At 66.7% G+C, this 18357-nt stretch carries 16 protein-coding genes; 15 read left to right on the top strand and 1 reads right to left on the bottom strand.

Translation table 11 applies throughout. The features are described from left to right. A partial coding sequence (locus DB31_RS34575; RefSeq protein ID WP_157232314.1) for a prepilin-type N-terminal cleavage/methylation domain-containing protein occupies window positions 1-210 on the bottom strand: 210 nt, incomplete at its 3' end. 248 nt (window positions 211-458) lie between these two features. On the opposite strand from DB31_RS34575, the gene DB31_RS34570 reads away from it, so the two are divergent. The 15 genes from DB31_RS34570 (at window position 459) to DB31_RS34500 (ending at window position 18355) form a co-directional block, all read left to right on the top strand. Then, window positions 459-1520 (top strand): prepilin peptidase, encoded by a 1062-nt coding sequence (locus DB31_RS34570; protein WP_044196033.1) that lies wholly within the window; start codon window positions 459-461, stop codon window positions 1518-1520. A 19-nt stretch (window positions 1521-1539) separates the two neighbouring features. Beyond that, window positions 1540-2658 carry a sensor histidine kinase gene (locus DB31_RS34565; RefSeq protein ID WP_044196032.1) on the top strand — a complete coding sequence of 373 codons (1119 nt, stop codon included), beginning with the start codon at window positions 1540-1542 and terminating at the stop codon, window positions 2656-2658. A 53-nt stretch (window positions 2659-2711) separates the two neighbouring features. After that, window positions 2712-4118 carry a sigma-54-dependent transcriptional regulator gene (locus DB31_RS34560; protein ID WP_044196031.1) on the top strand — a complete coding sequence of 469 codons (1407 nt, stop codon included), beginning with the start codon at window positions 2712-2714 and terminating at the stop codon, window positions 4116-4118. A 207-nt stretch (window positions 4119-4325) separates the two neighbouring features. Next, on the top strand, window positions 4326-5408 hold the full coding sequence (gene pilM / locus DB31_RS34555) for a type IV pilus assembly protein PilM (RefSeq protein WP_044196029.1): 1083 nt from the start codon (window positions 4326-4328) through the stop codon (window positions 5406-5408). Between the two features lie 33 nt (window positions 5409-5441). Further along, window positions 5442-6122 carry a PilN domain-containing protein gene (locus tag DB31_RS34550; protein ID WP_044196027.1) on the top strand — a complete coding sequence of 227 codons (681 nt, stop codon included), beginning with the start codon at window positions 5442-5444 and terminating at the stop codon, window positions 6120-6122. A 17-nt stretch (window positions 6123-6139) separates the two neighbouring features. Continuing rightward, window positions 6140-6769, top strand: coding sequence for a type IV pilus inner membrane component PilO (locus DB31_RS34545; protein WP_044196025.1), 630 nt, complete (start codon window positions 6140-6142; stop codon window positions 6767-6769). 21 nt (window positions 6770-6790) lie between these two features. Then, complete coding sequence (locus DB31_RS34540; RefSeq protein WP_044196023.1) at window positions 6791-7345, top strand: pilus assembly protein PilP; 555 nt, start codon at window positions 6791-6793, stop codon at window positions 7343-7345. 50 nt (window positions 7346-7395) lie between these two features. After that, complete coding sequence (locus DB31_RS34535; RefSeq protein ID WP_044196022.1) at window positions 7396-10272, top strand: type IV pilus secretin PilQ; 2877 nt, start codon at window positions 7396-7398, stop codon at window positions 10270-10272. 32 nt (window positions 10273-10304) lie between these two features. After that, window positions 10305-10949, top strand: a complete 645-nt coding sequence (locus tag DB31_RS34530; protein ID WP_157232313.1) for a hypothetical protein — start codon at window positions 10305-10307, stop codon at window positions 10947-10949. A gap of 34 nt (window positions 10950-10983) precedes the next feature. Then, complete coding sequence (locus DB31_RS34525) at window positions 10984-11346, top strand: roadblock/LC7 domain-containing protein (protein WP_044196018.1); 363 nt, start codon at window positions 10984-10986, stop codon at window positions 11344-11346. Window positions 11347-11452: 106 nt separating this feature from the next. Further along, window positions 11453-12031 carry an elongation factor P gene (gene efp / locus DB31_RS34520; protein WP_044196016.1) on the top strand — a complete coding sequence of 193 codons (579 nt, stop codon included), beginning with the start codon at window positions 11453-11455 and terminating at the stop codon, window positions 12029-12031. 30 nt (window positions 12032-12061) lie between these two features. Continuing rightward, window positions 12062-12655, top strand: coding sequence for an acetyl-CoA carboxylase biotin carboxyl carrier protein (accB, locus tag DB31_RS34515; RefSeq protein ID WP_044196015.1), 594 nt, complete (start codon window positions 12062-12064; stop codon window positions 12653-12655). Window positions 12656-12707: 52 nt separating this feature from the next. Continuing rightward, window positions 12708-14093, top strand: a complete 1386-nt coding sequence (accC, locus tag DB31_RS34510; RefSeq protein ID WP_044196014.1) for an acetyl-CoA carboxylase biotin carboxylase subunit — start codon at window positions 12708-12710, stop codon at window positions 14091-14093. A 176-nt stretch (window positions 14094-14269) separates the two neighbouring features. Further along, the gene (locus DB31_RS34505; RefSeq protein WP_044196012.1) at window positions 14270-17395 is read left to right on the top strand and encodes a tetratricopeptide repeat protein; all 3126 of its coding nucleotides are present in this window, start codon (window positions 14270-14272) and stop codon (window positions 17393-17395) included. Window positions 17396-17413: 18 nt separating this feature from the next. After that, window positions 17414-18355, top strand: a complete 942-nt coding sequence (locus DB31_RS34500) for an ExeA family protein (RefSeq protein WP_044196010.1) — start codon at window positions 17414-17416, stop codon at window positions 18353-18355. Window positions 18356-18357: the final 2 nt, after the last annotated feature.

Below are 18357 nucleotides of genomic sequence, written 5' to 3'. Positions count from 1 at the left end.
GGTCGCGCGGATGGTGAGCGGCGGCTTGCGCTGCTGGGTGCGCAGACCCGTGAAGAGCGACTTCAGGTTGCCGTGGACCTCGGACTGACGGGCGCGAGCCTGGAAGCGGATGAAGTTCGGGATCGCGATGGCCGCGAGGATGCCGATGATCGCCACCACGATCATGAGCTCGATGAGGGTAAAGCCTGCGTGCTTACGGGTCTTCGTCATGGTCTGCTGCTCCTTACAGTCGGCGAGGACTGGGGGTGAACGACGGGTCCTGTCATAGCAAGGAAAAGGCCAGCCGCGCCAGATCCGCTAAGTGGCCTGATCCTCTGGCCTCAGGGGGAGCCCGTTGTAGATCAGGCCCCCCGAGGATCGACAATTTTTGGCACCTTCCGACGAAATTGGGCACCCGGATCGGGTCACCCGCGACTTTTTCGGGCAGCCAGCAAGGGCGCTGGTAGCCTCGGAGCCCGATGGACGAATTGGAGTGGCCGCCGTACTTCGAAACGCTGCTGACCGTCTGGCTCTTCGTCCTGGGCCTGTGCGTCGGTAGTTTCTTGAATGTCGTCATTGCCCGCGTTCCGCAGGGGGAAAGCATCGTTCGCCCGCGCTCCCGGTGCCCCAAGTGTGGGCACTCGCTTGCCTGGTACGAGAACATTCCTCTGCTCTCGTGGCTGGCGTTGAGGGGCCGCTGCAAGGGCTGCAAGGCGCCCATCTCCATCCGCTACCCGTTGGTGGAGCTGCTCGTAGGGCTGCTGTTCCTGGCGTGCGTGCGGCGCTTCGGCTTCAGCTGGGAGCTGCTCTCAGGGCTGGTGCTCGTCTCCCTGTTGGTGCCGCTCACCTTTATTGATCTGGATCATTGGATCTTGCCCTTCTCCCTCACCATCCCCGGCATCGTCGCGGGGGTGGTGCTGGCCATACCCAGGGGGATGTACAGCCTCCAGGGGGCGGTGCTGGGCGCCGGGGTGGGCTTCGTGACGTTCCGCCTGATGGAGTACATCGGCTGGAAGATCTTCAATAAGGAGGCGCTGGGCGGCGGGGACAAGTTCCTGGTGGCGCTGCTGGGCGCGTTCCTCTCGTGGAAGGCGCTGCTGGGCATCCTCTTTCTGTCCTCGCTCCAGGGTGCAGTGGTGGGGATGCTGATGATTGCACTCACCGGCAGGGCAGGGCCGCGCGTAGAGGTGGCGTCCGAGCCAGAGTCGGAGGGCTCGCCCGGTGAGCAGGCGCCCGGCGCCGAGGGCTCGTCCGAGGGGCAGGCACCCGAGCCCGAGCTGACCATGACGTGGGAGTTCACGAAGCCGGGCATTCCGCTGTGGAAGCGGCTGCTGCTGGTGCCCTGGTGTCTGCTGTTCCAGCCCATCCCAGACGAGCCCATGGACGAAGAGGGCGACGAGATCGACTGGGTTCCCGGCACGACCAACATCCCCTTTGGACCCTGGCTGGCTTTGGCGGGGTTGGAGATCATGCTGCTCGGGCCGTGGTTGGCGCAGGTCCTGCCGGGCCCGTTCGCGCTGCTCGTGGGAGCCGCGCGGTGACGCGTGAGGCCCGGGCGAGATGAAGTGGCGCATTGCCAGCGTGGCCTTTCTGTTGGGCACGCTCTCCACGGTGCTGGTGTGGCTGACCTTGCAGCCCGCACTCATTCGGTTGTTGGACCTGGCCCGCCGGCTCACGGTGGCCGGTACTCCCGAAGCGGCTTTGGTCGCGCGCGTGCGCGGCATCCTGCCCTTCGTGCTGGGGTTGGATCTGCTGCTGCTGACGGTGCTCGTCTACCTGGTCTTGGACTTCGCCGTGGGTCGGCCGCTGCAGTCCACTGAGGCCGCAGTGGAGCAGCTGGGGCGGCTGGAACTGGACCTACCGCCCGTGGCTCAGGGCGGGCCGCTGGTGTCTCGCATCCAGAGCGCGCTGAACCGGATGGCGGATGCGCTGCGCCGGGAGCAGGCCCTGACGCGCTCTCAGCTCGAGGAGCTCAGGCAGGCCAATGCGCGGCTGGCTCGGGCCCAGACGGAGCTCGTCGCCGCCGAGCGTCTGGTCACGGTGGGCAAGCTGGCCGCCGGTGTAGCCCACGAGGTGGGCAATCCGTTGGCGGGGATTCTCGGCTACTTGTCCGTGGCGCGCATGCGCGCTCCCTCGCCCGAACTGAAGGAGTACCTCGATCGCATTGATCACGAGGTGCACCGCATCGACGGCATCGTCCGAGGGCTGCTGGATCTCGGGCGACCGAAGCCCACGGCCCTGGCGCCAGTGGACGTGAGCCAGGTGGTCGAGACGTGCGTGAAGCTGGTTCGTGCCGGGCCGGAGCTGTCTCAGGTGAAGGTGGACTTCGCGCTCGAGCCGGGACTCCTGGCGCGAGCGGACGCCGGCTCCCTCTCCCAGATCGTGATCAACCTGTTGCTGAACGCCGCCCAGGCCATGGGAGGGCAGGGTGGGGTGCGTGTCTCCACCCGGCGCGAGAGTGGTGAGGTGCGGTTGGAGGTGGAGGACACCGGCCCAGGCATTCCCTCAGAGGTGATGCCGCGCATCTTCGAGCCCTTCTTCACCACCAAGGAAGGGAAGGGCACGGGGCTGGGCCTCGCGGTGTCGCTGCACCTGGCGCAGAGCATGGGCGGCCGGCTCACCGCCGACAACGTCCCCGGGGGCGGTGCGCGCTTCAGTCTGCGCCTGTCCGCCATGTGAAACGGAACTCCCCTTCGTCAGGGCGCTAGGGGATGATGGGGTCCTGAGCGTCCATGCCCACCTTCCGCTCCATCCTCGTCGCTGACGACGAACCTTCGATTCGCCACGTCCTCACCCTGGTGCTCACCGAGCATGGGTATGAGGTCCGCGCCGTCGCTGACGGCGAGGAGGCCGTGCGCGAGCTGTCTGCGCGCAGCTACGACGTGCTGCTGTGTGACGTGCGCATGCCCAAGCGCGACGGCCTCTCCGTGCTGCGCCAGGCCATCGCCGAGCACCCCGGCCTCACCGTGCTCGTCATGAGCGCCTATGGCTCCCAGGAGCAGGCGCTCGAGGCGGTAGGGGCGGGCGCGTACGACTACGTTCAGAAGCCCTTCAAGCCCGAGGAGATTGTCTTCGTCCTCCGCAAGGCCGAGGAGCGCGAGCGGCTGGTCCGAGAGAACCGGCGCCTGCGCACGGCTTCGGCGCCTCCTCCCGAGCGCATCCTCGGCGAGAGCGAGGGCCTCAAGGCCGTGCTGCGCCAGGTAGATCGGCTCGCGCCGGTGAACACCACCATCTTGATTACGGGTGAGAGCGGCACGGGCAAGGAGCTCATCGCTCGCGCCCTGCACGAGCGCTCGCCCCGGGTCACGCAACCTTTCGTCGCGGTCAACTGCGGCGCCATCCCTGCGGGCCTCATCGAGAGCGAGCTGTTTGGCCACGCCAAGGGTGCCTTCACCGACGCGCGCACCGCCAAGCGGGGCCTCTTCAGCGAGGCTGACGGCGGCACGCTCTTCCTGGACGAGGTGGGCGAGCTGCCGCTGCCCGCCCAGGTGAAGTTGCTGCGCGTGCTCCAGGAGGGCGAAATCCGCCCCGTGGGCGAGAGCCGCGCCGAGCGTGTGGACGTGCGCGTCATCGCCGCGACGCTGCGCGATCTGGGCAAGCTGGTGGAGCGCGGGGAGTTCCGAGAGGACCTCTACTACCGCCTCAACGTGGTGAACCTGCGGATGCCTCCGCTGCGTGAGCGCCGCGAGGACATTCCACTTTTGGCCCGGGCCTTCATTCAGCGCTTCAACCGGCAACTCAACCGCGAGCCGCCGGTGGAGCGCCTCAGCCCCGAGGCCGAGGCGCTCATGTCCTCCTATGGCTGGCCCGGTAACGTGCGAGAGCTGGAAAACGCCATGGAGCGCGCCGTGCTCCTGACGGACGGCCCCCACGTCCTGCCCTCGAACCTGCCCGAGCGGCTCTGGACGGCGCCCCCGCCGCCCGCTGGCTCGGCTCCCGTGCAACATGCCGGTAGCGACCTGTCCCTCAAGCGCGCCATGCGCGAGCTGGAGGAGACATACATCCGCGCAGCCCTGCGCCGGACCAAGGGCAACCGCACCCGCGCTGCCGAAGTTCTGGACATCAGCCATCGCGCGCTTCTGTACAAAATCAAAGAGTACGGAATCGATCCCGACGCAGAGGCCGAAAAGGGCAGCTAGGCGTCCAGGTGAGCACACTGTGGGGATTTGACGGCGCGCTCCGAGCGCCAGAAAATCGGCCCCTGCGGCGTTACGAGGGGCGCGGCGGCTGGCTCAGGGCTGTTGCAGGCCATGGCTGGCCGGACGCGGAGCGAGCGAGCGCCGGTCAACTTTTAGGCGGGGTTGCGCGCTGGTGCTACGCTGGCGCCCTCTCCACGGGAGAATCGCATGGCGAAGGGCAAACTGGCACTCGGTCTGGATATCGGATCGACCTCTGTGAAGATGATCCTCCTCAAGGAGCAGCGCAAGCGTGGCGAGGTCGGCTACGCGCTGCAGAGCTTCGGAATGAAGCCGCTGCCTCCTGAGGCCATCGTCGACGGCGCGCTGATGAACTCCACCGCGATCGTCCAGGCGGTGCAGGAGCTGATGAACGAGCTGAAGATCAAGAGCAAGGAGGTCGCCATCGGCGTCTCCGGTCACTCGGTCATCATCAAGAAGATCCAGATGCCTCGCATGAGCCAGGAAGAGCTCGAGGAGAGCATCCAGTGGGAGGCGGAGCAGTACATCCCCTTCGACGTGAAGGACGTGAACATCGACACGCAGATCCTCGACGCGGGCGCCAATGACGCCACCGGGCAGATGGATGTGCTGTTGGTGGCCGCCAAGAAGGACATGATCAACGACTACACCACCGTGGTCTCCGAGGCGGGGCTCGCGCCGGTGGTGGTGGACGTGGACGCGTTCGCCGTCCAGAACATGTTCTCCGCCAACTACGACTTGCCGGAGAAGGAGACCGTGGTGCTCATCAACGCGGGCGCCTCGGTGGTGAACATCAACATCATCTCCAACGGCATCACCGTCTTCACGCGCGACGTGACGATCGGCGGCAACCAGTTCACCGAGGAGATCCAGAAGCAGCTCAACGTCTCCTACGAGCAGGCCGAGGTGATGAAGATCGGCGGCAACAGCCAGGACGCCGACGCCGTGGTGCCTCAGGATGTGGAGCGGGTGCTCACCAGCGTGGCCGAGCAGGTGGCCGGTGAAATCCAGCGCTCGCTGGACTTCTACGCGGGCACCGCCGCGGACGCCAACTTCAGCAAGGTTTACCTCTCCGGTGGTACCGCGAAGATCCCCGCGCTGTTCAAGACCATTGAGACGCGCGTGGGCGTGCCGGTGGAGATCCTCAATCCCTTCCGGAAGATCGAAGTGGACAACCGCAAGTTCGACCCGGCCTTCATCATGGACGTGGCGCCCATGGCGGCGGTGGCGGTGGGACTCGCGCTCCGCCGGCCCGGTGACAAGCTGAACTAACCCTTCTCCTCATTCTTCAAGGAACAGACGCATATGATGATCCGCATCAACCTCCTGCCCGTCCGGGCGGCGAAGAAGAAGGAGATGGGCAAGCAGATCCTTGTCCTCTTCGCCATCGTCCTGGTGGGCGCCGTGGTCGGCAACTACATGTGGTACGCGGACCGCAAGGCCGAGTTCGACCAGAACGCCAGCGGCATCCGCCAGGTCCAGACCAAGATCGAAGAGCTCAAGAAGGTCATTGGCGAGGTGGACAAGATCAATGACCGCAAGGCCGAGGTGGAGAAGAAGCTCGGCGTGCTGGACAACCTGCGCAAGGGCCGCAGCGGTCCGGTGAAGATGATGGACGCCATGGCCCTGGCCGTTCCGAAGAAGCTCTGGCTCAAGGGCTTCGTCGAGGACAAGGGCGCCATGAAGATCTCCGGCTCGGCCATCAGCCATGACGAAGTGGCCGAGTTCATGAGCAACCTGAGCCACATGGTGTGGACGCCGAAGGGCATGGGCCGCCTGGTGGAGTCCCGCAAGGACTCGCCCACCTCGCGCGTGGAGTTGCTCACGGACGCGGCCATCGAGGAGTTCCCGGTGTCCGCCATCAAGTCTTTCTTCACCAACATCGAGTTGAGGGACGCGATCCAGAAGCCGCCCTCGGGCAACGACCCGAACGGCTTCCCCATCGTGGAGTTCAACCTCAACCTGTCGTCGAACTACGCCATCTAAGAGGACCTTTTCACGCCATGGAACAGTACCTGGACAAGATTGCAAAGGCCCCGGCTGGCGCGAAGTACGGCGGTCTCGCGGCCGCGGTCATCTTGCTGACCGCCGCCAACTTCTTCCTCATGGTTCAGCCCACCGAGGATCAGATCAAGGCGCAGGTGGAGCAGCGCCGCAAGCTGGACATCGACCTCGCGGAGAAGAGCGAGATCGCCCAGAACCTCAACGAGCGCCGGCGCGAGATGGACGTGCTGGAGCAGAAGCTCGCCGAGGCGCTGACGGAGCTGCCCGAGAAGAAGGAAATCGACGAGCTGCTCGCGCAGATCAACGACGTGGGCAAGAAGTCGGGCCTGGAGATCGCTCGCGTGGAGCCGGGCAAGGAGTCGGTGTCTGGCGGTGAGTTCTTCGCCCGCATCCCCATCAAGATGACGGTCAGCGGCAACTACCACGAGATCGCCATGTTCATGCAGGAGATCGCGAACATGCGCCGCATCGTGAATGTGAACGGCATCGACCTGGGCAGGCCGACGGTGAAGAACGAGAAGGTCATTCTTTCCAGCACCTTCGTGGCGACGACCTTCCGGTTCGTCGACCAGGCGGCGGCTGCAAAGGATGCGAAGTCGGGCAATAAAGTTGATCCGCACAAGAAATAGGGTCAGATGAGGATCAAGAGGATGAAGACGCTCAAGTTCAAGATGACCACGGTTGCGCTGGCCCTGTCGGTGGCCGCTTGTGGAGGGAGCCCGCAGCCTGCGGCTCCTTCCAAGCCGGTTGCCGCCAAGCCGGCCGCAGCTGCCGCGCCGAAGCCGGCCGCGGCGGTCGAATCCTCCGTGAATTATTCGTACAACCCGGTGGGCAAGCGTGATCCGTTCCGCTCTCCTCTCGAGGAGTTGCAGCGGACGACCAACAACACGGTGGCGACGACGTGCGATCAGCCGCTGTGCCAGTGGGACCTGGATCAGCTCAAGCTGGTGGCGGTGGTCACTGGCGACGCCAACCCCATCGCCATGGTGGAGGACCCGATGGGCCGCGGGCACGTGGTGCGCCGCAACGCCCGCATGGGCCGCCAGGGTGGCCGGGTGACTCAGATCCTGCGGGATTCGGTGACGGTGACCGAGTACATCCCGTCGGAAGGCAAAGTGATTGCCAATCCGGTGAACATCCAGCTGAAGCCGGATGCCAAGCGGGATTCGCTGTACGACTTGTCCACGGGCAAGAACTGGGAGTAGCGCTGTCGGGCCGGCAGCTCGCGCCCGATACCAACTTGTAGAGGGGTAGCATGCTCGGGAAGAGCGATGTGACGAGGGGCAAGTGGGTGGTCGCGGCCGTGCTGTCGGTCGCCTTTGCGGGCGCCAGGGCAGACGGCGCTGAACTCAATACGCTGCGGGACCTGCAGGTGGTCCCGACAGGGTCTGGCACCCAGGTGGTGGTCTCGGGCACTCGCCCGCCGACCTTCACCGTGTTTCGGCTCAGTGGGCCGGAGCGGTTGGTGGTGGACCTCTCGTCAGCGGATGCCACGGCCATCAAAGGCCATCATGGAGGCACCGGTCCCGTCACGGGCATCGTCGCCTCTCAGTTCTCGGACGAACGCGCGAGCGTCGGCCGGGTGCTGGTGGCCCTCGACAAGGCGTCTCAGTATGACGTCCGCGCCGACGGCAACCGGGTGATCATCTCGGTGGACGGCGCGGAGGCTCAGGTGAGCACCGCCGCGGCCGCTCCGCTCGAGGCGAGCAAGCCCGCCGAGGCGAGCAAACCCGCGGTGGAGCCGGCTCCGGCCGTCGCCCAGGCTCCCGCCGTGGAGAAGGCGCCGGTGGCCGAGAAGGCTCCTGCTCCCGTGCAGGCGCCCACCGTCGCGAAGGCTCCCGAGCCCGCGCCGGTGAAGGCCTCCGAGCCCGCGACGCCCGCGCCGGTGGTGGCGCAGTCGGCGCCGCCTCAGGCGGCTCCGGTGGTGATCGAGGCGGGTGAGCCCCAGGACGCTCCCGCCCAGGCCCTGCCCGAGAATGTCGTGGCGGCCGAGGCGGACGAGCGCGAGGTGGCGCACCCGGCTCAGCGCATCACCGCGATTACTTTCAAGAAGGACACGCTGGCTGTCCGCACGGATGGCGAGGTCGCCCGCTACGAGGTGCTCGAGCTGGCGGATCCGCCGCGCCTCGCGGTGGACGTCTACGGCGTGGACCTGTCGGCCAAGGCCCCGCGCGTCCGCGGCAGCAAGACGCTGAAGGGCCTGCGCGTGGGCGCTCACGCGGAGAAGGTGCGGCTGGTGCTCGATGTTCCGGGCGGCATGCCGGCCTACCGCGTGGACCGCGCGAACTCCGGTCTGGAGATCCTGCTGGGTGGCGCGGTGGCTCGGAAGGCTCCGCCCAAGGCGGACGAGTCCCGCGAGATGGTGGCCGAGAGCGCTCCGCTGCGCCCGGCTCCCGCTCCGGCCGAGGTGGCCCAGGCCTCTTCTTCGTCCCTGGTGGAGGTCAAGGACCTCTCCTTCGACGAGGGTGAGGCGGGCGGCCGCGTGCAGCTGAAGCTGTCCGGCCCGGCGACCTGGAAGGTGGATCGCCCGGATCCGCGCAGCGCGGTGCTGACGCTGGACAACGCCAAGCTGCCGCGCAAGCTGGAGCGCAGCCTGGACACCAGCGCGCTCGACACGCCGGTGAAGATGATCAGCGCCTTCACGGTGCCCGGTGAGGGCAACCGCGTGCGCGTGGTGGTGGCCGCCGACGGCGCCATCGAGGAGTCCGTCACGCAGGGTGGAGGCTCGCTGAGCTGGCACCTGTCCGTGCAGGGCGTGAAGACGGAGCAGGTGGCTGTTACGCAGCGCACCGCCGGCTTCACCGCCGAGGCCCCGACGTACGCCTCCGAGGGCGCGCCGAAGCAGTCCCGCTACAAGGGCAAGCGCGTGTCCTTCGAGTTCAAGGACATCGACATCCAGAACCTGCTGCGCGTCATCGCGGAGATCTCGAAGAAGAACATCGTGGTCGCCGACGACGTGTCGGGCAAGGTGACGATCCGGCTGCGCAACGTGCCCTGGGACCAGGCGCTGGACCTCATCCTGCGCACCAAGAACCTGGGCAAGGAGGAGGTGGGCAACATCATCCGCATCGCCCCGCTGAAGACGCTGGAGGAGGAGGCGCGGCTGCGCAACGAGCGCATCGCCTCGCTGCGCAAGCAGGAGGACCTGCTCGTCAACCTCATCCCAGTGAACTACGCGGTGGCGCAGGACATGTCCCAGCGCGTGAAGGACATCCTGTCGGAGCGCGGCTCGGTGACGGTGGATACCCGCACCAACGTCCTCATCGTGAAGGACATCCGCTCCCACATCGAGAAGGTGCGCGCGCTGGTGCGCAACCTGGATACGCAGACGCCGCAGGTGCTCATCGAGAGCCGCATCGTCGAGGCGACGACGTCCTTCTCCCGCCAGCTTGGCGTGCAGTGGGGCGGCAGTGGCACGGCCTCGGCGGCCACGGGCAACAGCACGGGCCTCATCTTCCCGAACGCGGTGAACATCTTCGGCTCCGCCGGTGGCCAGGCTCCCGCAGGCTTCAATGACGCGCCGCCCTTCGCCGTCAACCTGGCGGCCGCCACGGGCGCCGGACAGGGTGGTGCCATCGGTATGACGTTCGGCTCGGCTGGCGGCGCGCTGGGACTGCAGCTGCGTCTGTCCGCCGCGGAGAACGAGGGCTACGTGAAGACCATCTCCGCGCCCAAGGTCACCACGCTGGACAACAACACCGCGCGCATCAGCCAGGGCGTGTCGATTCCGTTCAGCCAGACGTCCGCCCAGGGCACGAACACCATCTTCGTCGAGGCCCGCCTGTCGCTCGAGGTGACGCCGCACATCACCCAGGACGGCAGCATCCTGATGTCCATCACGGCGCAGAACAACCAGCCGGACCCCGCGAACACGGGCGCCAACGGCCAGCCCGCCATCCAGCGCAAGGAGGCCCAGACGCAGGTGCTCGTGAAGGACGGCGACACCACTGTCATCGGCGGCATCTACGTGCGCCGCGGCAGCACCAACACCGCGTCGGTCCCGTTCCTCGGGAAGATCCCGGTGCTGGGCTACTTCTTCCGCCAGAACACCGAGCGCGATGATCGGCAGGAGCTGCTGATCTTCATCACGCCTCGTATCCTCAACCGTCAGACGATTGCGCAGACCCTGTGATGCAGGGCCTGTCTGGAATGGAGTCCAAGCTCATGAAGCGCTTGTGGTTCGCCGCGATCCTCGCGGCCAGTGTGACGGCCTGCGTCGAGGGCAACAACCCGGTCCAGCTGGTCAGCGCCATCCCCCTCTCGCCGGAGAACTGCGACCTGGGGAGCGTGTCCCTCATCAAGGGGACGCTGAACTTCAACGCGGGCACCTCGTACCGGATGGCCTTCACGCTCTTCTCCCCGCTGGAGACGGCGACCGGTGGCACCGCGAACCCCGTCGGCTTCTACGCCGAGGAGGTTCTCCTCAGCTACGAGACGAAGAACCCGAAGGTCTCCCTCTCTGACGAGAGCACGCCGATCTACTTCGCGGTACCGGCGGGCGCGGATGCGTCGGAGTCCTACATCCAGGTGAACCTGATCGGCTCCGAGGCGCGCAAGAAGCTGGATACCGCCGTGCCCACCGCCCCGGATTTCATGACGGTGCTGGCCACCGTGAAGCTCAAGGGCAAGCTGCCCTCGGGCAAGCAGGTGGAGACCAATGAGGTCACCTATCCCATCGACATTACACGCGACCGCGGGTGTGAGGCAGGCTCCGTCCCCGTCCAGGCTGACCCGGAGGGCGCTCCCTGCGGCTATCCGGGACAGGACCTCTTCTTTAATACCTTCAACTGTGTCCCTGCTGGGGGTTGACGGACCCCGCGTCTTTGCTTAAGCGCACCCCGCCATGTCCTTCCGCGCACACCTGGAGTCGGTGGTCAATCAGGTCGACGGAGCCCTCGCCTGCAGCGTGATGGGCTTCGACGGCATCTCCGTGGAAACTTTTCAGAAGGACGAGGCAGGGGAGCTCGAGCTCAACGGCGCCTGGGTCGAGTATGCCAACCTGCTCACCCAGCTGAAGAACGCTGCGGATGTCCTGAAGACGGGCGCCGTGCAGGAGCTGAGTGTCAACAGCGAGAAGGTGTTGACCATCATCCGCATGGTGTCCCCGGAGTACTTCCTCGTCCTCGCCCTGAGGGCTGAGGGCAACTACGGCAAGGGCCGGTACGTGCTGCGGGTCACCGCGCCGAAGGTCCGCGCTGAACTGTAGGGCAGGCTGGCAGTCGACGCGCCGCCCCACCGCTTTCCCCTTTCCAGAGGGGGGCGCATCGGCTAGACACCTCGGACTTTTTCAGCAGTCCGAAGGAGCTGTTTCCATGGCCGGTGTCATTGATACCTCCGATTTCCGCAAGGGACTCAAGATCGAGATCGACGGGGAGCCGTTCGAGATCCTCGAGTTCCAGCACGTGAAGCCCGGCAAGGGCTCCGCGTTCACGCGGACCACCATCCGCAGCTTGATCACCGGCCGCAACCTCGAGCCCACGTTCAAGTCGGGCGAGAAGGTGGGCAGGCCTGACATCGAGGACAAGGACATGCAGTTCTTGTATCTCCAGGGCGGCGACTATTACTTCATGGACACGAAGAACTACGAGCAGACCTTCCTTGGTGAGAAGGTGCTCGGAGAGGCCAAGAACTTCCTCAAGGAGAACATCAACGTTTCGGTGCTCTTCTACAACGGCAAGGCCATTGGCGTGACGCTGCCCAACTCGGTGGACCTCAAGGTCACCAAGTGCGATCCGGGCGTGCGTGGCGACACCGTGTCCGGCGCGATGAAGCCCGCGACGATGGAGACCGGCTACACCGTCAACGTCCCGCTCTTCATCAACGAGGGGGATGTGCTGAAGATCGATACGCGCGACGGCAAGTATCTCACGCGCGTGGCCACCGGGGGCTAGTCCAGGCCCAAGCCTGGGCGGAGGGGACAGATGGCGACGAAGCGCAAAGCAACGCGGGGCGAGACCGAGCCCACGCCGGCCAGTGGCAGTGACCGCGCACCCGGGGCGACTTCCTTGGACGTGGACGCGCTCCGGCAGATCGTGGAGATGCTCGAGGCGTCGGATGTGACGCGGCTGGTGTGGCAGAAGGGCGATGAGCGGCTCTACATCCGCCGCGGCCATGGCCCCGCGCCCACCATTGTTCACCACGCGGCGCCAGTGACTCCGTCGGTGAGCCCAGTGGCTCCGCTGCCGATGGAGTACGCGGCCCCGGCTCCGGCTCGGCCGTCGGCTCCGGTTTCGGCCCCCGCGGCCGCCGCTCCGGCCAAGCCGGCGGAGAAGCCCGGCCAGCTGATGACGAGCCCGTTCGTGGGGACGTTCTACCGGACGCCCGCCCCGGACCAGCCTCCCTTCGCGGAGGTGGGCTCGGTGGTGAAGAAGGGTCAGGTGCTCTGCATCGTCGAGGCCATGAAGCTGATGAACGAGATCGAGGCCGAGATGGCAGGGCGTGTGACCGAGATCCTGGTGGAGAACGGGCAGCCGGTGGAGTTCGGCCAGGCGCTCTTCCGCATCGAGCCGGCATAGTCCGCGTGTGGGCCGGCCTCGTGCCGGCCCCGGCGGCGCGAGGAGGCTGGGCGTGTTCAAGAAGGTGCTGATTGCCAACCGCGGGGAGATTGCCCTGCGGGTCATCCGCGCCTGCCGCGAGCTGGGCATCGCCACAGTGGCGGTGCACTCCACGGCGGATGCCAATGGGTTGCACGTGCGCTTCGCCGACGAGGCGGTGTGCATTGGCCCTCCGCCGTCCAAGGAGAGCTACCTCAACGTGCCGCAGCTGCTGTCCGCCGCGGAGATCACCCGCGCGGACGCCATTCACCCCGGCTACGGCTTCCTCTCGGAGAACGCCGAGTTCGCCGAGGTGTGTGAGAACTGCAAGATTCGCTTCATTGGCCCCCGGCCGGAGATGCTCCGGCTGATGGGTAACAAGGTGCGCGCCAAGCAGGCCGCGCGCGAGGCGGGCCTGCCGCTGCTGCCGGGCAGCGCGGGCGTGGTGAGGGACCCGAAGGAGGCCGAGGCGATCGCCCGGGAGATCGGCTTCCCGGTCATCATCAAGGCTGCGGCTGGCGGTGGCGGGAAGGGGATGAAGATCGTCCGCTCGCCGGAGGTGCTGTCGCAGGCGTTCTCCACGGCGGCGGCCGAGGCGGTGGCCAGCTTCAACAACGGTGATCTCTATATTGAGCGGTACGTGGAGAAGCCGCGCCACATCGAAATCCAAATCGCCGCAGACGAGCACGGCAACATCATCCACCTGGGCGAGCGCGAGTGCTCCGTGCAGCGGCGGCACCAGAAGCTCATTGAAGAGAGCCCCTCGCCGGCCATCACCCCGGAACTGCGCGAGAAGATGGGGCGCGTCTCCGTCGATGCGATGAAGCGCCTGCGCTACAACAACGTGGGCACCATCGAGTACCTGCTCGACGAGAACGGGCAGTTCTACTTCATGGAGATGAACACCCGCATCCAGGTGGAGCACCCGGTGACGGAGCTCGTCACGGGCATTGACCTGGTTCGCGAGCAGATCCGCATGGCTTACGGCCACCCCCTGCGCTTCAAGCAGGAGGACATCCAGATGCGCGGCGCCGCCATCGAGTGCCGCGTCAACGCCGAGGACCCCGTCACTTTCGCCCCCTGGCCTGGGAAGATCACCGGCTACAGCGTGCCGGGTGGCTATGGGGTGCGTGTAGACTCTGCTGCGTATGAGAACTACACGGTGCTGCCATACTACGACAGCCTGCTGGCGAAGCTGATCGTCTATGCGGAGGACCGGCCCACGGCCATCCGCCGCATGCAGCGCGCACTGGGAGAGTATGTGGTGGAGGGGATCCGCACCAACATCCCGTTCCACCGGGCCGCTCTGGCGGAGGACGCCTTCCAGGAAGGCCAGTACGACACCCGCTTCGTGGAGCGGCTGCTCGCCAGTGAGACGGGCAGTCACCGCCTGAAGAAGGCCATCGAAGAGACCCCCTGAGCCTGGTTGCTTGCTGACTGTTCACGCAACCCCCTGATCCGCCTCAGGGGGGACCCGGCGATTTCTTGACCCGCGAGAGCCTCTTCCGATAGCCTCGGGTTTCCCTCGCCGTTGCCAAAGGACGCAGGAAACCCCAAGAAGTTCCGAGGGGTTAGACCGGCCGGAAGCCCTGCTCGATGGACAAGAACAAGATCATCGAAGCCGCCGCGAAGCTCGTCGCGAAGGGCGCCTACGACAAGGCCATCAAGGAGTACCAGAAGGTCCTCGAGGTGGACGCCAAGGACATTCGCGTCCTCCAGAAGATGGGCGAGCTGTACGTCAAGAAGAACGACAACGGCCAGGCCGCCCACTACTTCACCAAGGTCGCTGAGAGCTACTCCTCGGACGGCTTCTTCCTGAAGGCCGTCGCGCTCTACAAGCAGGTCCTCAAGCTCAACCCGGAGCTGCTGGACGTGAACCTGAAGCTGGCGGAGCTCCACCAGCAGCTCGGGCTGATGTCCGAGGCGATGGCGTACTTCCAGATCGTCGCCAACCACTACGACAAGGCGGGCGATACCCGGCGGCTGCTCGACACGCTCAAGCGGATGGTCGACCTCGACCCCGAGAACGTGGCGTCGAAGATCAAGCTGGGCGAGCTGTACGCGAAGGAGGGCCTCACCAAGGAGGCCGTCGCCGAGTTCAAGCGCGCTGCCGATTACCTCAAGAAGAACGCCCGCACGGATGACTACGTGCGTGTGGCCGAGCGCCTGTCCGCGCTCGAGCCTGAGAACATTGGCTTGGCCAAGGAGCTGGCCAAGATGTACCTGGAGAAGGGCGATCAGAAGCGCGCCCTGGCCCGGCTCCAGGTGGCCTTCAAGGCCGATGGCCGGGACGTCGAGACGCTGAGCATGCTGGCCCAGGCGTTCCAGGGGCTGGGGCAGACCGCGAAGACTGTCTCCGTCTACAAGGAGCTCGCCAAGGTCTACCAGGACTCCGGCCGCACCCACGAGGCCAACGGCGTCTGGGACAAGATCGCCGAGGTGGATCCGACAGACGAGGATCTGCTCGCGCGCAAGGCTTCCGCCGCTCCGGCCCGTGCTCCGGCTCGCCCCGCGCCCACTCGCCCGGCTCCGGCTCCAGAACCCGCGCCTGCGCCGGCTCGCGCCGCGCCCGCTCGGCCTGCTCCGGCTCCCGAGCCCGCTCCGGCTCCCGTTCGTACCGCTCCTGCGCCCACGCGGCCCGCTCCCGCACCGGCTCCTGCCCCAGCGCCGGCTCCCGCTACTCGTCCGGCGGTCATGACGCCGCTGCCGGTGGGGCCGCTCACGCGCGAGCAGCTCTCCAAGCTGCTCACGGAGACAGACGTCTACGTCAAGTACGGCCTCCACGACAAAGCGCTGGAGCACCTGCGGAAGATCTTCGCCGTCGATCCGGAGAACCTCGACGCGCACGAGAAGGCCTACAACATCTACGTCTCCGCCGGGAACACGGTGCAGGCCAGCGAGCAGTTGCTCAACGTGCTCCGGCTGTGCACCCGTCGCTCGGACGCGGCTCGCGCCCAGCCGTACCTGGCCGCCATCCTCCAGCAGAACCCCAACCACCCCGAGGTTCCCGCGTTCCTTGCCGTGCTGCGCGTGGAGCAGGCCGCCCCTGCGGCCGCCCAGGTGGAGTCGCTGGAGGAGGATGCCATCCTCGTCGAGTCCAATGACGAGGAGATCGTCGTCGCCGAGGCGCCCGAGGACGCGCTCGCTCAGCCAACCGGGGATGATCTGGCGCTGGCCGCGATCGGCTCGCAGGACTCCGACGAGATCGTCGATGACGGCCCCTCGGAGTCGGTGATCAGCGACGAGGCGCTGGTCGGCGAGACGATTGTCTCCGGCGAGAGCGATGCCTTTGGCGCGGACGATGGGACTTCGTTGGACGTCGGGGGCGACGAGGCCCTGGTGGCCGCCGACGAGACGACGTCCACCAACATCCTGGACGAGCCGCTCGTCGCCGGGTCGGGCGATGAGGAAATGTCCTTCGAGGCGCAGTCCGCCGAGTACATGGTGGACGAGCCCGGCGTTACCGTCGGGGACGAGCCCATCGCCGATGGCGATGAGAGCATGGCGCTCGGGGATGACGATGCGCCGCCCACGCGCCCGGGGATGCCCGCGGCGCACCTGCTCCAGCAGGACGACTCGATGGAGGCGGGGACCGCGCTGGGCGACGACGAGGGGGTGCCCACGCGCGTGGGCAGGAGCCCCGTCGAGGAGACCTTCGAGACGGAGACCACCTCCGCGGGCCACCCGGCTTACGAGGCCGAGGACGCCACCATGGTCGGCGCCGTGCTGGCCGTGGAGCCTCCCGCGGACGAGCCCATGGCCTCGGAGTACTCTGAGCCCGAGGCCGCCTCTCAGACCGAAGAGACGCCGGCCGCCGCGGAAGAGGAGCCCGCCTCCGAGGAGTGCGACGAGGCCAGCTTCTTCCTCGACCAGGGCCTGACCGAGGAAGCGCGCGAGATCCTCGAGACCGTGATGATCGCCTTCCCGGGCCACCAGCGCGCCGCCGAGCTGATGGCGCGCCTGGAGCAGATGGAGTCCGGAGGCGACGCCGCGCCCACCACGGAGGAGACCGACACCTCGACGATGCAGGTGCCCGCCGTGGATCCGATGGATGCTCCCGCCGAGCGCGATGCGTTCGACCTCGCGGCGGAGCTGGCCGGGGATCTCGATGGGCTGGCGGACTCCTCTCCGGCTCCCTCCTCGGGCGAGGACGACTTCCAGTACTCGGTGGAGGAGGTCTTCGCCGAGTTCAAGAAGGGCCTTGAAAAGGTCGTCAAGCCCGAGGACGTGGACACGCACTACGACCTGGGCATCGCCTACAAGGAGATGGGCCTCACCGACGACGCGCTGGGCGAGTTCGCCGTGGCGCGCAAGGGGTGCATGGGCACCAAGCGCGAGCTGGACTGCATCACCATGACAGGCATGCTCCATGGCATGCGCGGCGAGCACGCCGAGGCCGTCAAGGTCTTCAAGGAGGGCCTGGCCAGCGAGCATGCCAAGGACGAGGTGGCCAAGGCGCTGGGGTTCGAGCTGGCGGCGGCCTACGAGGGCATGGGCGAGAACGGCAAGGCGCTCTACCACTACCAGCGGGTGGCCAAGCTCGACCCCAAGTACCGGGACGTCTCCTCCCAGGTGGCGCGGCTGTCCGCCGAGGTTTCCCCCGAGGACGACCCCATCGCCACGGCGGGCCCGAAGGGCAAGCCTCCCGGGGGCGGAGGAACTCCTCCTGCGGCCGCAGCTAACGCGGGCGCTCCGAAGGCCCGCAAGGTAGGCTACGTCTAGTCCACGTCCGGCGAGCCCATGACGACCTATCTCGACTTTTTCGAGCTCACCACGGAGCCTTTCTCCAACGCTCCAGTCAGCCGGTTTTATTACAACTCCACGCAGCATTCGCAGGCGCTGACGCGGCTGATGCACGCCGTGGGGTACATGAAGGGCCTGTCCATCCTCGTGGGCGACATTGGCGCGGGGAAGACGACGCTGGCCCGGCGCATGCTCGATTCGCTGCCCGAGTCCGAGTACGAGGCGGCCCTGCTCGTCATCATCCACTCGGGTATTACCGCCAACTGGCTGCTGCGCCGCATCGCCCTGCAGCTGGGCGTGGAGAACCCGGCCCAGGAGAAGCTGGCCCTGCTGTCCCAGCTCTACCAGCGGCTCCTTCAGATTTATGAGTCCGGTAAGAAGGCCGTCGTCCTCATCGACGAGGCCCAGATGCTGGAGACGCGCGAGCTGATGGAGGAGTTCCGCGGCCTGCTGAACTTGGAGGTCCCGGAGCGCAAGCTCATCTCCTTCGTGTTCTTCGGGCTGCCGGAGATCGAGAAGAACCTCAAGCTGGACCCGCCGCTCGCCCAGCGCGTGGCCTTCCGGTACAAGCTCGAACCCTTCACCGCCGAGTCCACCGAGGCCTACGTGAAGCACCGCCTGCGGCTGGCGGGCTCGCCCCGGCTGCCGTTCACGTCCGAGGCGCTGCTGGCCATCCACAAGGCCTCGGGCGGTACCCCGCGCGTCATCAACACCCTGTGCGACAACGCCCTCTTCGAGGCGTTTCTGTCCCGCCACGAGTCCATCGGCGAGGAACTCATCCGTCGCGTGGCGGACAACCTGGGCCTGGTGGGCTCGGCGTTGCCCCCCGAGGCGGGCGCACCGACCCAGCCTGCTCCCTCGCCCAGCAGCCGGCCAGCCGGCTCGAAGATCGACTTGGCGGAGATCGACCGCTACCTCGAAGGGCTCGGTAAGCTGTAGCG

This window comes from Hyalangium minutum, from assembly GCF_000737315.1.
Classification (GTDB): domain Bacteria; phylum Myxococcota; class Myxococcia; order Myxococcales; family Myxococcaceae; genus Hyalangium; species Hyalangium minutum.
The sequence above is the reverse complement of the archived record's forward strand: the minus strand, read 5'-3'. Positions and strand labels throughout refer to the sequence as shown.